This is a genomic window from Chryseobacterium sp. MYb7, from assembly GCF_002979455.1.
In the GTDB taxonomy this organism is placed as follows: domain Bacteria; phylum Bacteroidota; class Bacteroidia; order Flavobacteriales; family Weeksellaceae; genus Chryseobacterium.
In genome coordinates this window covers 150,522-166,421 of the sequence record NZ_PCOU01000003.1, presented here as the reverse complement: position 1 = coordinate 166,421, position 15,900 = coordinate 150,522, and the positions used below count along the sequence as shown (strand labels likewise).

The following is a 15,900-nucleotide window of genomic DNA, read 5'->3' as shown; positions in this document are numbered from 1 at the left end:
TTATGTCAGTTTTTTAATATTCAGTAACGAGTCATAGCTTTTATGCAAGAAGTAGTATAAAACAGACTCATGGATATTGGGTTTTGAAGCAAATGTTCTGTTGATAAACATATGAATATAGCTTACCACCAATGATTTTACCATTTGCTGAGACTGCAGTTCCTTAACTTCAGCAATGTAACGGGCTGTTTTTTTAGACCTTATATCCAGAATTTTAGAGAACTCATCCGTGCCTGCCAGAAGTTCCAGGGTCTGATGTCTGTGATCTCTATATTTATCTTTTAATGTCTGTTTAGAATGATCATCCAGCATGCTTCCATATCCATTGGAAAGCTGCTGCAGAATATCTCTTTTTTCCGTCATGTTATAGCCGAAATCATCCAGAATCCTGTTGATTCCGGCAACGGCAGCTTTCCAGATAGGAGTTTCGGTGTATTCGACTTCTCTCAGTAATTGGCAGACGCATTCACTGTCGAAGTAAAAAATACTTTCCATCTGGTCTATTGTGGTTTCACCATATCGCTCAATCTCCCTGTTGTAGGTGTCCAGAACAATTTTATGGATAATCATTTCCCGGGTCAGATATTTGTCAAGTAACTGATAAATCTGGTTAGAAAGGGTGTGATCTTGAGATGCTGTCAGAAATCTTATTCTGATGTGCATATCCGGATCGCTGTAACGGATGAAGAACCATTTTTTGATAACTCCTTTTTTAACAAGTCCATTGGCAAATTTATAGAGGGTATCTTTAATAATCTGGTCCGAAACCTTTGTACTGCAATAAATTTTGTAGAAAAGCCACTCACTTCCCGGAACAAAATTTCGGGTCACTGTATTTTTTACAGGGAAAAGGGTCAATTTATCTTTCTTTTTGCTGTTGAAATTATTCCATGGAACAAGAAATTCATTGCTGTGATGATTTCCTTGTTGATCCTTAGTAACAGTTTTGTAATGGCTGGAAAGGTTTTCCAGAACTCTTATCTGTTTTTCTTTCAGTAAATGGTCAAAGAGAATTTCCAGAGAAAGAGGATTGTTTGTAAATACAGGAAGTTCCATGTCTTTTTCTGTGAAAACACAGATTTCAGGAATGTTTTTTTCCTTTAAATACTCTTTGAAAACCTGAATAGAAGCCTTCTTTCCATTGAAAATTTTAGAATAATCCAATAACCATGATGCTCTGGAAAGAATCACATTGTTGATCATTATTCTGGGCAGATATTCATAATTCACAAACATGCCCCAGTTCCAGCTATAGGAAGGAGTTGTATGCTGATACTGAAGATCACATAGAAAATGATACATCGGTACTTTATGCAGGTTATAATTATGCGCGGATGAAAGACTTGGAATAACTTCTTTATTATACTTTTTAGAACGAAGAACAATTCTGTCGTTTTTCACAGAAATCATAATGTCATTCAGATAAATGGGCTCACCATCCGTGTTATGACGGTTGATGATAGGAATTTCATACTTTCTCAGATGAGGTCTGATCGTAATATTTCCAACCCTTGGCTGCGGATTGTGTACCACTTCAGCAATGATCTGCCCGTCAAAGAAAGATTCTTCTTCCAACAGTGCATTTTTTACTGATTCCTCCAATTGATCATCCATATGGCAAAAACGTCCCAGATAGGTAGAAGATGAAGGTCCGTCACTGTACTTATGGAAAATGACAGGTTTTCCTTCCTGGTCTTCATAGATATGGACCAGTGAAGACATTGAAAAAGGAATATTTTTATTCTCCTCTAAAAATGGAGTAATTTCTTCCTGTGTGATTTGTATTAAATCCTGATTGTCTTTTAAGGCATTAATGAGCTTTTCTCCTAAAAACTGATTCCACTTCAAAGATCCCTGGATAATGTTGGTAGTATTTTCAGATTTAAACTGAATTCCGTCTGTCAAATTAGAATTTTCATTATCAGAATGCAAAGGGTAGTTGATCCCTGACAAAGGATCAAGTGCTAATAGTATTGGAATTTCCTGCTGATCATATCTTGCGATGAATTCCTTTTTAAAATTATCCAGAGCGTCAATAGTATCTGCTGCTCCAATCTGAAAGACTGTGGAAAGTACTTTTTTAAAGTCTTTAAAAATATTTTTATCCAGTGTATTGGATGTTTTCCCTTTCAGTAAGTCTGTCTGAAGGATATTCTTTTTGTGATTTTTAATCCCGATTGAGGTTAATATCTCAGAAATCTGATCAACAGCAAGAAATGTACTATTGGTTTCGTTAGCTTTCTGTACAATTTCAAAGATGGTAATCAGGCTTTGGATCAGTTCTGCATTTTCTTTATTTTCTTTATCCGCTGGAATTTTCAAATCTTTTAAAAACTGATAGATAAAATTCTGAAAATTCTTGTCAGTAACCTTTGGTGAAAGTTCACTGACAAGAATTTTTGAATCTATCAATTCGTTGATATAGTCGAAACTGTCTTCATAAGAAATATCCTGATTAACTAATATTTCTATGATTGCTGAAAGCTTTAAACCATCCTGACAGGCTTTTATGATAGAATTCAGATATTTGTTTTTTTCGGTAGAAATAATCTCATATTTCAACCCTGAATCCTTGATAGTAGGCTCAATATAACGGTATTTATTTTTAGTGCTGTAAATGGTATTGTTGGTATAGAATTTACAAACTTTTCTCACCTGCATATTCTCTTCCAGCTTTACGGTAATGTCATGCAAAAGCTGCATATCCAGTCTTGCAAATATTTTATCCTGATCTTTATTCAGGGTAATCTGAGTGCTGTCACTCCATTCGCCCATACTTACACCGGCATTGGTCCCAAAAGGAATGGTTCTGAAATGAGTTCTCAGCCAATATTTCAACAGAGATTTTTTTATTTTATCAGCTTTTTCTTTGGACAGTTTTTTTTCGTCCCAATGAATGAGCTGCTCATATAAATCCGGTGATGATAAATAAATGGTATTACGGAAACTTTCTGTATGGATATCCTCTTCCCACTTATCTATGTTTTTCTGTGGAAGAAGGGGTGTTCTCAGCAGGTAAAAGTTAAGTTTTTCTATATCGTTGTATTTCATCCTATGTTCATTAAATAAATTTTGTCCCAATCTTTGGCTTTATCGGGATACTGATAGTCTAGCAATACCATTCCTACTCCGGAAATACCTTCAAGAAGTCCTGTATGTTCTACCCACTCGTCATTCTTGAGGTCGAAAGGAAATTTTGCTCCTTTATCCAGTTGTTGTAAGGTTAGAGACATCCAGTAATCATGAGCCTCTTTCAGCTCTTTATTTTGAAATATCCTGTAGAATTTATTGAATATGTGGGAGATGCCGGATGTTCCGTGGCATATTCCGGTGTCTATACACTCATTTTTTTGACTATAGAAAACTCCGGATCTGTCAGCTTTTACTTTTGATACATTCAAAATCATCGAATGACACATCGTTTTCAGCTCCTCATCCTGTAAAACGGTGTAAGCTTTCCAGATGCTTATTGCCACTCCTAAATCACCATAGCACCATGCAAGTCTTTCTGATAACTGTTTTTCTCCTGTGGCGATATTGAGTTTTGAAGGAAATATGAATTGGGCATCTTTGTTTTCTTCGTAAAGTTCCTTTAGAAAGTTGACACTTCCCCTGATCAGTTTTGCACATGTTTCCTTCTCGCAGCCTTGATGATAGCATTCGGCTAAAAAGGATATAATAGAAGGCTGGCCATGGGCGAGACCAAGGTCAATGATATTGTCTTCTTTTACTATATGATCAATCCAGAAAAAGGATTGGTTTCTTTCATGTTTTAAATGGTCTATGTGGGATATTATTTTTGCAACGGCATCCATTTTTTGAATTTCAAGAAAATAGATTCCTAATCCAATCAGACCTGTGAATAAATCGTACTCTTTTTTGTCTGCAGCGGTAGAAAGCAGTTCCAGGAAAAATTCAATAGAATCTTCTTCTATGCTTTCAATGTCTTCATCCGTAATAATATTGGAATTATGCAGAAGCCTCATGAAGTAAATGATGGCTAAGCTTCCGGTAGCAAATGATGAATAAGAAGCTTCTGAGGCCATGTCAATAAGATCCTCAATTTTTTCAATCTCCACATCATTGTTGTAAAATAATGAATAGTACCCGTTTCCCAGACTGAATGTGATGTTTTCACCTTTGTCTTCATTACACTTTTCTGAAATTTGGGTTAAAAAGAAGTCGATTTTATCTTTATACATACTGGCTTAATATTTCAATAGCTGTTAAGGAATCTTTGTGTGATCTCGAGATATTATTGAACATAAATTCATTATATCCGTAGAGTTCTTTAAATTCCAGCAGTTTTTCCTGAAAGAAACTTCCGTCTCCTACAAGGCTTATGTTGCTTATATCGTTGTTGGTACTTTTTTTAGCAACGTTGATCGCCTTTTGTTTTGTTTTATGACAGCAACCTGAAAAAGTAAGGACCATTGAAGGTTCTTTTCCATGTTTTGCTTTGTATTCTGTTCTGAAATTTTGTAATTCTTCTTTCAGATACTCTTTGTTTGATTCTCCATGAAATATGGATCGTGCAAAATTAAGGTCATGCTCTAAAGCGACTTTTAAACCGGAGTGTGAAGAACCCATATACCATACATCCGGAATATTTCCTTTGTAAGGAGGGATAATTAAATCTTTTTTGAGAAATTCACTTTCATCTCTTAAAAAGCTTAATGTAGATTCCAGTTTAGGAAGAAAGGATGAAAAATAATTTTCTTTATCTACATCCACGTTGAAATATTTAAGATCATATTCACCAACGAGGCCTTTAACGAACCCGAGGTCTAATCTTTTGGGATATAAACTGGATAGCAGCTTATAATTGTGAGCCACTCTAAAAGGGCTTTGTAAGGGTAAAATAACTCCTGCAATTCCTATTTTTATTTTTTCTGTTAATCCTAATAAGATGGGAATCAGCATCTCAGGAGTAGACCAGGCCATGTCATGTGCTTTTGAAAAGTAGTTTTCAGTAACCCAGAATCTGGAGAAACCCAGTTCGTCCGCTCTTGTAGCATAGTCAATGATATCGTATAATGATTTCTTAGAATTGTTGAGCGAATTTTCTCTTATGCCAAATTCTAAAAGGCCTATTTTTAATTTATTTGCCATAATAGAGCTATTAAAAGCAGCTACCCCTTACGGAGTAGCTACAGTTTTTTTGTAAAATGTTTCTGATGAATTAAGCAGGACAAACGCAAAGGTTAGTAGATCTGCTGCTTCCAGCAGTACATGTCCAGTGTGAACAATCAAAAACAGATGTTACTAGCTCTTTTCCAGCTTTTACTGATTTCATTTCTTCAGAGTTTAATTGAGATAACTTCTCTTTTTTAAGAGTTAACTTTTTTGTAAGCTTTTTGCTCATGGTTTAAAAATTTTAATTTGTACCTACTCGTTAGCTTTTCGGTTTCCGCTTTATTATCAATTAAATTATATTTTTAAAAATTTGATGATCGACTTATTAAGCAGATCTGGTTTCTCAAATGGAACATAATGAGACGAATCAGGAACGATCAGGAGCTGTGAATTTGGGATACTGCTATTGATCAATTTGGTATGTTCTTCTTTGATCACATCATTGCTTCCCGCGATTACCAAAACAGGATTTTTAATGGTTTTCAGCTGATTTGTCTCGATATGTGGCTGCTGAACCATCAGTTTTATTAATCTTTGGTTAGGAACATCTTTTATTTCAAGTTGCTTTTTAAAGATATCCAGCGTTTTAGTTTCTATGCCTTCCGGATTAAGATTAGCTCCAACAACAATCAGCTTATTAACTAAATCAGGATGATTAATGGTAAATAATAAACCAGTAATTCCGCCATCACTCCATCCGACAATATTGAATTTGTTGATGTTAAGTTCTTTTGTTACTGCCAGTAAGTCATCAGAAAACTTTTCATAAGTATAATCTTCTGTGGAAAGATCTGTACTTCTTCCTTGTCCTCTCGTATCTAATACAATTACTTTGAATTGTTTGGCCAAATCAGGAATCTGATTGTAGAAATCCGATATACTGCCATTGTTCCCATGAAGAAGTACAAGTGGTTCTCCACTTCCATATTCTTCATAATATATTTTAGCATTCTTAAGATCTATATACTTTCCGGATTTATTTTTTCCATAAACCGTTTTTCCTGCCTTCTCTTTATTTTTGTAATAATCAATAAGTGATTGATCTTCAGTATTATTATCTGTTTGGCTTATATTTTTCGGAGTATTTTCATTTTTATCTTTCATATAATTGATATTAATATTGGAGATAAAACTTCCTTTACTGGCTTCCCATTTACCCTGACTTTGATAGCGGAACAGCAGATCATTAGACAATGTTTTTTTTGCAGAAATTCCAAATACGAAGTCTGCATTATCCTGAGGAACACTTTCAACAAGCTGTAAAGTAATCGCCAGCTGATCAAGATCCGTATAAATTAATTTATACTTTTGAAGATCAATGGTTTGCCATCCTGTGGTATTCGTTTTGAATATTATATTTTCATAAAGCAGAGATTGCTGTGGTAAATTATCCTTTACAGAATAGATGTTGAGCTTTAAAGTAATTTCCTTGAATTTAGAACTCGGAATAATGAAAAAATTATAGCTGTTAAGTTTCGTCCACTTATAAATATCGAATATTTGTCCCTGCTCTATGGTTGGAACATTTTTATCAAACATTTTAGAGAAGGTAAGCATAGGTCTTTTTGTATTTCCCAATGCTTCATTTTTTGTTTTTTTCCCAGTTATACTAACTTCTGGAATAATATTAACCTTTTTGCCTAATTTGATATGGGCATCTGTTGTTATCTGCTGTACAGTAACTTTTTTATCATCATACCCATTAGATTCAAATATGATATAGTCACTTTTTTTTGCATTTTCAGGAATATCTATTGAATAGTTACCATTAATATCGGTAATCGTGCTGGTATTTATATTCTCCAAACTTATGGAGCAGTAAGAAATAGCTTGGTTGCTTTCATCGGTAACTTTCCCTGAGATTTTTTGAGAGTAAATAGTTATACTAAGCAAAAGGGCACCTAGTACCGATATAATTTTCATGAGTTAGCTTTTTGTAAATATATTATTTTATTTCATATTAATCACATCTTGAGGAAAAAAAATGTAAAAAAATATTTATCATATATTCTGTTTTTAATCATATTTAATGATTGTTTTTAGTTTATTTCAAAAAAAGCATGTCAAATTTTTATTAAAAATAATTTTTTGAAAAGTGCTTGTGTTCTGTGTTTTTCACGTATTAGTGTATTAAATAACTCTATTTTTTGAAAAAAAATAGAGTTATTGATTTCTTTTAAGCAAAAATGAAGCTCAATGATAAGAAGAGGAAGCTAAAATTATTGATTGGAGCTTTTTATTATACTGCACAATCTTATTGACTGCTTTTCACATGGCCTAATCCCAACTCCTTCATGGAAATTTCACGCATCTCCACTTTTCTTATTTTTCCGGAAATAGTCATTGGGAATTCATCTACAAACTTCCAGTATTTTGGAACTTTATAGTGGGCAATTCTTCCTTTACAGTATTCCTCAAGTTCTTCAGCAGTGAGGACAAATCCTTTTCTCACTTTTACCCAGGCCATTACTTCTTCCCCGAATCTTTCACTAGGAACTCCAATGATCTGAACATCCAGAATGTTGGTATAGGTGTATAAAAAGTCTTCAATTTCTTTTGGTGAGATGTTTTCTCCACCACGGATGATGAGGTCTTTTATCCTTCCTGAAATCGTTATATAGCCGTCTTTATCCATTACCGCCATATCTCCGGTGTGCATCCAGCGGGCATCATCCAGTACTTTTTTTGTATTTTCGGGATCATTCCAGTATTTCAGCATGACAGAGTAGCCTCTTGTACAAAGCTCACCATGTTCCCCGCGCTGAAGAGTTCTGCCATTTTCATCCACAATTTTTATTTCAAGATGATCCTGAACAGTTCCTACTGTACTCACCTGTTTTTCCAATGGCGTTCCTATTAAAGTCTGAGTAGATACGGGTGATGTCTCTGTCATTCCATAGCAAATGCTCATTTCTTTTATATTCATAAGGCTTTCCACCTTTTTCATAATCTCCGGAGGACATACTGAACCTGCCATAACACCTGTTCTTAAGCTTGAAAAATCATAAGTATCAAAATCTTTTACTGCCAGTTCAGCAATAAACATCGTTGGGACACCATACAAAGAAGTACATTTTTCGTCCGAAACGGCTTTTAAGGTAATATCCGGATCAAAGCTATCATTGGGAATGACCATACAGGCACCATGAGCCACGCAGCACATATTTCCGATGACCATACCAAAGCAGTGGTAGAAAGGAACCGGTATACATACACGATCTTTTTCCGTATATTTTAATCTGATACCAATAAAATAACCATTGTTGAGAATATTGTGATGGGAAAGAGTAACCCCTTTCGGGAAACCTGTAGTTCCGGACGTATATTGAATATTAACAGGGTCATCAAACTGTACATGCTCCTCAAAACTGTGAAGAAATTCATCTGAAATATCCTGACCGTTATTCACAAATTCTTCCCAGTTTTCATCAAAGAAAATTTCATGCTCAAGAATAGGGCATACCTCCTTGGCATATTCCACCATTTCTTTGTAGTTGCTGGATTTAAAGCTTAAAGAAGAAAAAATAAAACGAATTTCAGATTGATTAAGGACGTATGTCAACTCATGAGTTCTGTAAGCAGGATTGATATTAACTAAAATAGTTCCTATTCTCGCCGTAGCAAACTGTAAAAGTACCCATTCATAGCGGTTGGAAGACCAGATCCCTATTCTGTCGCCGGCTTTTGCGCCTAAAAGAAGTAAAGCTTTCGCAACAGCAGTGGTCTGATTATAAAATTCCTGGTAAGTAGCTCTGTAGTTCTGATGAACACAGACTAACGCTTCCTGATGGGGGTATTTTTCGACAGTCCTTTTAAGATTGGCTCCGATGGTCTGTCCTAATAATGGAACATCAGAAGTTCCATATACATAAGATAAGGGCATAGTTTAAGATTTGGTGGGCTAAAATTAATGATTATATCCCGAACTATGCCTATGAATATTAACTTTCCTGCGAATCTATTTCTTTAAGTTGGTTTAAGTTTTTATCAAGTTTTCTGATAATAGTACCATAAACCAATCTGTAATAAAACCAGATCATGGATATAGCCAGTAAAGTGCTCACAACTATTCCTACAATAATGATAGTAAGGTTGGAGCCGCTAGGTTGTATATTCTGAGAATTTAAAGTATAAAATATAAATGCTGTCAGTACAAAAGTAAAGACTACTAATAATACAATACTGATTAGAATAAATGCATTGACCGTTGTTTTGAACTTAATAATTCTGGTGATAAGTCCCTTCAGATTTTCCTCAATCTTGATTTTTCGGTAATTCTGATAAAATTTAAAGACAAAATAGGCTGTGATCAATAGACTCAAGATCTTTATAGCTAAATAAACATGACCGAAGTTGTTCTCTACTTCAGGAGCTTCCTGGGCACCAAGCCTTTCTAACATCTTACGGAAACTGTCCGATTCTTCCTCTGGAAAAAGATAAAATAGTCCCAATACAGAAAAGAACAGAAATTCTACAACACTGATCCAGAAAATATATTTCACGTAATTACGTGATTTTCTATTCAACATCTGAAGAATCTCCTTGTTGTCATATTTAGGCTGAACAGGCTGTTCCTGCCATGTTTTTTTTAAACTATCTAAATCAAATTCAGGCATATTTTTCCATCTGTTCTTTAAGGGTTTTCTTTAATCTGTTCATTTTCACACGTGCATTAACTTCAGTGATTCCGAGGTTTTCTGCAATATCCTTGTAAGGCAGATCGTCAAGATACATCATGACAATAGCTCTTTCCACATTAGGAAGAGTCTTGATTACAGTATACAAAAGTGATACCTGTTGTTGTTTTTCATCATCATCTTCCACAAAATCTCTGTGGTTGATGTCCAGCTCATTCGTAGGAAGGCTTTTGCTTTTTTTTCTAAAGAGGGTAATGGCGGTATTGAGCGCTACACGATACATCCAAGTGGAAATCTTGGAATTTCCTTTAAAGGAATCATAACTTCTCCAGAGCTGTAACACGATTTCCTGAAAAAGATCCTCCTCATCCTCCAGAGAATTGGTGTACAGACGCGAAACTTTAATAATCAGTCCCTGATTATCCTTGATAAGTTGCGCAAATTCTTTTTCTCTGGAATCCATAGATATATAATGGCACGAAGATAATGATAAAGTGGTAATTGGTGAAAATTATAATTCAAAATCGTGAAAAGATAAAATTAAAAAAAAGAAGAATAAGTGAAATTCTGTTCTCTCTGTTCTTAGCTTCCTTTGCCTCTTCACCTTTTTACCACAGAATTTATGTATCTTTGCCACCGCGAGAAAATCGGCTTGTTGATTTCCCGTTTTCGGGAGGTAGGAAAGTCCGGACACCATAGAGCAGCAAAGCGGATAACATCCGTCACCCGTGAGGGTAGGACAAGTGCAACAGAAAGCAGGTACAGTTCGGCTGTAGTGAAACCAGGTAAACTCTTTGCGGTGCAATGGTAAGTATATCGGTTCTTTTCAGCAATGGAAATAGGGGCGGCTCGTCCTGAAAACCGAGGGGTAATCAGCTCAAGTGTTACAGCAATGTACCACGTAGATAAATAACAGGCACTTCTTCGGAAGTACAGAATCCGGCTTATAGATTTTCTCGTGATTTTTTTTAAAAAGCTGGAAGTTAGAAGCTTGAAGAGTGAAGTTATTTAAACGTAATGATTTTAAACCTCCATTCTTCAAGCTTCCTCCTTTCATTCCAATTTATTCGCCTTCCAATTGTTTTTTAGATTCCTGTAATTCCTGTCTGTCTTCATCAGAAAGCGTTGGATATTTAAGATCCATTTTCTCCAAAGTATCAATAATAATCTGGATAGCAGCTACTCTTGCAAACCACTTGTTGTCAGCAGGAAGTACATACCATGGAGCATGATCTTTTGATGTTTCATTGATAGCCGTTTCATAAGCTTCCATATATTGATCAAATAAGGCTCTTTCCGGAAGATCTCCTGCCGAGAATTTCCAGTTTTTTTCCTGTTCATCAATTCTGTCTAAAAGCCTTTTTTTCTGTTCGTCCTTAGAGACATGCAAAAAGATCTTTACAATGGTGGTTCCGTTCTGGGCAAGATGTTTTTCGAAATTTCGGATACTTTCATATCTGTTTTCCCAGAATTTACCATCGAAATCTTTTACTGAAGACCATGTTTTTTCACTTAAATTATACTCAGGGTGTACTTTGCAAACCAGGACACTCTCATAGTGAGAACGGTTGAAAATTCCAATCATTCCTTTCTGTGGCAGTGCAAGGTAGTGTCTCCATAAAAAATCATGAGAATATTCTTTAGAGCTTGGCGTTTTAAAGCTGGTTACATTACAGCCCTGAGGATTTACCCCTCCGAAAACATGCTCTATCATACTGTCTTTCCCTGCAGCATCCATTGCCTGAAGCACAACAAGAAGAGACTTGCTTCCATCAGCATATAATTTTTCCTGCAGTTCACGAAGCTTTTCTTTCTCCTGAATCAGCATTGCTGCTCCTTCTTCTTTAGTAAGTTTTCCTTTATATGAGGTTGACGTTTTTTTTATTGAAAATTTTCCATTTATTTTAAAGTCATCTGAGAAATCGGTGTCCATATATTAATATTAAAAGATTATGTTATTAAAATTCAATAGGGTGGGCTTTAGCCCAGCCGTTTTTAAAGAGAAATAAGTCCAAAGGCTTCAGCCAAAACCTAAATACATATAATAATTTCAACACTATTTCCTGCTGCCTATCACCTATCATCTGCAACCTATTCTAATATAAATGTAATAAAAAAACCGCCTCGGTGGAGACGGTTCTTTTATTTTTTTGAGTAGAGATTACTTCGCGGCAGCCTTTTTAGCTAGTTTTGCAGCTTTTTTCTCAGCTTTAGCAGCTTCTTTCTGCTCAGCAGGAGTCAATACTTTTGGCTCAGGTGCGTTAGCATCTACGTTACCTTTGATGTAGATTACACTTCTGTTGTTTGCAGGGTCGTTAGAGAAAACCTCAATCATTTTGTTGAAAGGACCAGGAATAGCAGTGTTGTATCCAACTTTGATCTTAGCTGATTTCCCAGGCATAATCGGATCTTGGCTGAACTCAGGAGTTGTACATCCACAAGAAGGCTTTACATTGGAAAGGATCAATGGCTTATCACCAGAATTCGTTACAGTAAAGAATCTTGTACCATCAGCGTTAGGCTTAAGAGTTCCGTAATCGAAAGTCGTTTTATCAAATGTAATAGTTTGTGCAGATGCAAGAGCAAATGTCCCGAATAATGCAATTCCTGCAATTAGTTTTTTCATATTCTTGAATGTTAATATGTTTGTTAGATAAATTTTGTGAAACAAAGTTAAAAATTATTTTAATTCATGCTTAAAAATTTTTTTCTTTAGACTATTTTTGCAAATTGCAAGCCAAAGAAATAGAATTTATGCAGATTTCAGAAAAGTACAATCCACAGGAAACAGAACAAAAATGGTACAGTTACTGGTTGGAAAACAAATTTTTCCATTCAGAACCTAATGACAAACCACCATATACCATAGTCATTCCTCCGCCAAACGTGACGGGGATACTACACATGGGACATATGTTGAACAATACCCTTCAAGATGTTCTGGTCCGTCGTGCAAGAATGCGCGGATTTAATGCTTGTTGGATTCCGGGAACAGATCACGCTTCAATTGCTACTGAAGCTAAAGTTGTTGCTAAACTGAAGTCTGAAGGAGTCAATAAGTCAGATATTACCCGTGAAGAGTTTTTAACTCATGCATGGGACTGGACCAATAAATATGGAGGAACCATCCTTGAGCAGTTGAAAAAGCTGGGATGTTCATGTGATTGGGACAGAACCCGCTTCACATTGGAAGATAAACTTTCGCAGCAGGTTATTAAAAGTTTTGTAGATCTATACCATAAAAGATTAATCTACAGAGGTTATAGAATGGTCAACTGGGATCCGGAAGCGAAAACCAATATCTCTGACGAAGAAGTAATATTTAAAGAACAAAACGGGAAATTATATTTCCTTAAATATAAAATCGAAGGATCTGAAGAATTTCTTTCAGTTGCTACTACGCGTCCTGAAACTATTTTTGGGGATACCGCTGTATGTATCAATCCTAATGATGAAAGATATGCTCACCTGAAAGGTAAAAATGTAATTGTACCGATTGTTGGCAGAGTAGTTCCAATCATTAAAGACGAATATGTTGATATTGAATTCGGAACCGGAGCGTTGAAAATTACTCCTGCACATGATATCAATGACTACGAAATCGGACAGAAACATCAGTTGAAAATGATTGATGCGCTGGATGATGACGGAAATCTTAATGAGCATGGTTTACATTATGCAGGAAAAAACAGATTCGACGTAAGAAAGCAGATTGCTAAAGAACTTGAAGAAAAAGATCTTTTGCTTAAAGCTGAAGATTATGTAAATAAAGTGGGAACTTCCGAGAGAACAGGCGCTGTTATTGAACCTAAAGTTTCAGTACAGTGGTTCCTTAAAATGTCTGAAATTGCTAAACCTGCATTGGATGTAGTAATGGATGATGAGGTTAAGTTCTATCCTGAAAAGTTCAAAAATACCTACAAGCACTGGATGGAAAACATCCGTGACTGGAATATCTCCCGTCAGCTTTGGTGGGGACAGCAGATTCCTGCCTATTACTTTGGAGAAGGAGATGAAGATTTTGTAGTTGCTGAAACTAAAGAAGAAGCTTTAGAACTGGCAAAACAGAAAACAGGAAACTCAGGTCTGACTATAGAAAACCTTAGACAGGATGACGATGCATTGGATACATGGTTCTCATCATGGTTATGGCCAATGTCTGTATTTGACGGATTACTTGATCCTGAAAATAAAGATATCAACTATTATTATCCAACATCTGATTTGGTTACAGGTCCGGATATTATTTTCTTCTGGGTAGCCAGAATGATTATGGCCGGATTGGAATATAGAAAAGAAGTTCCGTTTAAGAATGTTTATTTTACAGGAATTGTAAGAGATAAGCAGAGAAGAAAGATGTCTAAATCTCTTGGAAACTCTCCGGATCCTCTTGAATTAATGGATAAATACGGAGCAGATGGAGTACGTGTAGGTATTCTATTGAGCTCTGCAGCTGGAAACGACCTTCTTTTTGATGAAGATTTAATGCTTCAGGGAAGAAACTTCATGACGAAGATTTGGAATGCATTCCGTTTAATCAATATGTGGAATCATGAAGATAAACCTGCTATTGCTACAGATAATCAGGCTATTGAATGGTTTGAAAATAAATTGAACAAAACAATTGCTGAAATTAATGATCAGTTTGAGAAATTCAGAATTTCTGATGCCCTTCATTTGATCTATAAATTAATTTGGGATGATTTTTGTGGTTGGTACCTTGAAGCCATCAAGCCAAATTATGGAGAAGGAATTTCTAAAGAAGTATATAACAAAACCATCTATTTCTTTGAAGAACTAATAAAGCTTCTTCATCCGTTCATGCCTTTCTTAACAGAAGAATTATGGCAGACTATTTCAGAAAGAAGTATTGATGAGGCTTTGGTAATTGCTCAGCAGAAAGAAGCAGAAGCATTTGATGAGACAATTATCAAAAACTTCGAAACAGCGGCAGAATTAATTTCTGGAGTTAGAAACTACCGTCAGACAAAAGGCATCTCACCAAGGGAAGCCGCTGAGGTTTATACTAATGCTGCTGAATTTGCCAATGAAGCTGTGATAAGAAAACTGGCTAATATTTCTGAAATCCATTTCGGACAGAAAACGGATAAGCCAAGCTTTACTTTCCTGGTAGGAGCTACAGAAGTTTCTATCCCTTTAAGTGAAAACTTAGATTTAGGAGAAGAAAAAGCTAAAACTGAAGAAGAAGTAAAATATTTAAAAGGATTTTTAGTTTCAGTAGAAAAGAAGCTTTCCAATGAGAAATTTGTAGCGAATGCAAAACCAGAAGTTGTAGAGGTTGAGCGTCAGAAACAAAAAGATGCTTTGGATAAGATTGCGATCCTTGAAGAAAAACTGAAAAGTTTATAAAATATAGACAATAAATTTTGTCAAAATCTCAGGCTGGATACACATGAACAATTGTATCCAGCCTGATGGTTTAAAAGAATAAATACAATGACACACATAGAAAACATAAAAAAACTATTCTCGAAAGACTTTGTAGAAAGTCCGTTACTGGAAAGTTTTGAAGTAGGAAAGATTTACCTTTCCAGTGGTAAGCTGGTTGCCTGCGATCCATTGATCACCAATGATATGCTTCCTTTCACCACAGAATTTCCGAAAGGAGATTTTTCTGTCATGTTGCATAAAGAAAGAGAAAGCAACTGTGTGGCCTATACTGAAATTATTTTCAATAATTCTGAAATTAAAGAATGGAAAATGGCCACTACAGCGGGGCAGAATATAAAAGATCTGGCGAAAGAAGAAGTTTTTGGATATCCTGTAGAAAGTGGTATGGGATGCTTCATGGATGTTGATACCCAAAATAGTCTCAACGATCTGGAGCAGAGGTTGTATCAAAATAAAGGAGGAGATTTCATGGGAATCTACGAAGAATTTTTCCATGATTATTTCTTTGATGAAAATGGAGCTATAGATCAGTATGCCTTCCTGAAACCAGCAAAAGAACATCCCGGAACTATATTTGCTTTTGAAACCGGATATGGAGAAGGATTTTATGCAAGTTATATAGCTTACAGCAAAGATCAACAACCAGTGAAAATAATTACTGAATTTATTGAAATAAGTTAATTTTAAATTAGTTATTTTTGAAGCGCAATTTTTG

Annotated in this window: 12 protein-coding genes and 1 other RNA gene; 3 read left to right on the top strand and 10 right to left on the bottom strand. The window is 35.4% G+C overall.

Annotation, left to right across the window (positions count from 1 at the left end):
- From CQ046_RS04225 to CQ046_RS04190, 8 genes are all read right to left on the bottom strand, one after another.
- Positions 1-3,051 (bottom strand): lantibiotic dehydratase, encoded by a 3,051-nt coding sequence (locus CQ046_RS04225; protein WP_105701071.1) that lies wholly within the window; start codon positions 3,049-3,051, stop codon positions 1-3.
- Positions 3,048-4,202, bottom strand: coding sequence for a lanthionine synthetase LanC family protein (locus tag CQ046_RS04220; protein WP_105701070.1), 1,155 nt, complete (start codon positions 4,200-4,202; stop codon positions 3,048-3,050). The genes CQ046_RS04225 and CQ046_RS04220 overlap by 4 nt, the downstream gene beginning before the upstream one ends.
- Positions 4,195-5,112, bottom strand: a complete 918-nt coding sequence (locus tag CQ046_RS04215) for an LLM class flavin-dependent oxidoreductase (protein WP_105701069.1) — start codon at positions 5,110-5,112, stop codon at positions 4,195-4,197. The genes CQ046_RS04220 and CQ046_RS04215 overlap by 8 nt, the downstream gene beginning before the upstream one ends.
- Before the next feature lie 70 nt (positions 5,113-5,182).
- A complete protein-coding gene (locus tag CQ046_RS04210; RefSeq protein ID WP_076596309.1) occupies positions 5,183-5,365 on the bottom strand; it encodes a class I lanthipeptide in 183 nt (60 codons plus the stop codon).
- Between the two features lie 65 nt (positions 5,366-5,430).
- The gene (locus tag CQ046_RS04205; protein ID WP_105701068.1) at positions 5,431-7,059 is read right to left on the bottom strand and encodes an alpha/beta fold hydrolase; all 1,629 of its coding nucleotides are present in this window, start codon (positions 7,057-7,059) and stop codon (positions 5,431-5,433) included.
- A gap of 331 nt (positions 7,060-7,390) precedes the next feature.
- Positions 7,391-9,019: an AMP-binding protein gene (locus CQ046_RS04200; RefSeq protein ID WP_105701067.1), complete on the bottom strand. Its 1,629-nt coding sequence runs from the start codon at positions 9,017-9,019 to the stop codon at positions 7,391-7,393.
- Positions 9,020-9,077: 58 nt separating this feature from the next.
- The gene (locus CQ046_RS04195; protein ID WP_105701066.1) at positions 9,078-9,752 is read right to left on the bottom strand and encodes a beta-carotene 15,15'-monooxygenase; all 675 of its coding nucleotides are present in this window, start codon (positions 9,750-9,752) and stop codon (positions 9,078-9,080) included.
- Positions 9,745-10,236, bottom strand: coding sequence for an RNA polymerase sigma factor (locus CQ046_RS04190; protein WP_002976998.1), 492 nt, complete (start codon positions 10,234-10,236; stop codon positions 9,745-9,747). The genes CQ046_RS04195 and CQ046_RS04190 overlap by 8 nt, the downstream gene beginning before the upstream one ends.
- 176 nt (positions 10,237-10,412) lie before the next feature.
- On the opposite strand from CQ046_RS04190, the gene rnpB reads away from it, so the two are divergent.
- Positions 10,413-10,736, top strand: an RNA gene (rnpB, locus tag CQ046_RS04185) — RNase P RNA component class A.
- Positions 10,737-10,836: 100 nt separating this feature from the next.
- Here rnpB and CQ046_RS04180 read toward each other — a convergent pair.
- Both CQ046_RS04180 and CQ046_RS04175 read right to left on the bottom strand, forming a co-directional pair.
- Entirely contained in the window at positions 10,837-11,706 is an 870-nt protein-coding gene (locus CQ046_RS04180; protein WP_105701065.1) for a polyphosphate kinase 2 family protein, read from the bottom strand.
- A 228-nt stretch (positions 11,707-11,934) separates the two neighbouring features.
- On the bottom strand, positions 11,935-12,399 hold the full coding sequence (locus CQ046_RS04175; protein WP_105701064.1) for a DUF1573 domain-containing protein: 465 nt from the start codon (positions 12,397-12,399) through the stop codon (positions 11,935-11,937).
- 128 nt (positions 12,400-12,527) lie between these two features.
- Between CQ046_RS04175 and CQ046_RS04170 the strand changes: the two genes are divergently transcribed.
- On the top strand, positions 12,528-15,143 hold the full coding sequence (locus CQ046_RS04170; RefSeq protein ID WP_105701063.1) for a valine--tRNA ligase: 2,616 nt from the start codon (positions 12,528-12,530) through the stop codon (positions 15,141-15,143).
- A gap of 87 nt (positions 15,144-15,230) precedes the next feature.
- Entirely contained in the window at positions 15,231-15,866 is a 636-nt protein-coding gene (locus CQ046_RS04165) for a DUF4241 domain-containing protein (RefSeq protein ID WP_105701062.1), read from the top strand.
- The last annotated feature ends 34 nt before the right edge of the window (positions 15,867-15,900 follow it).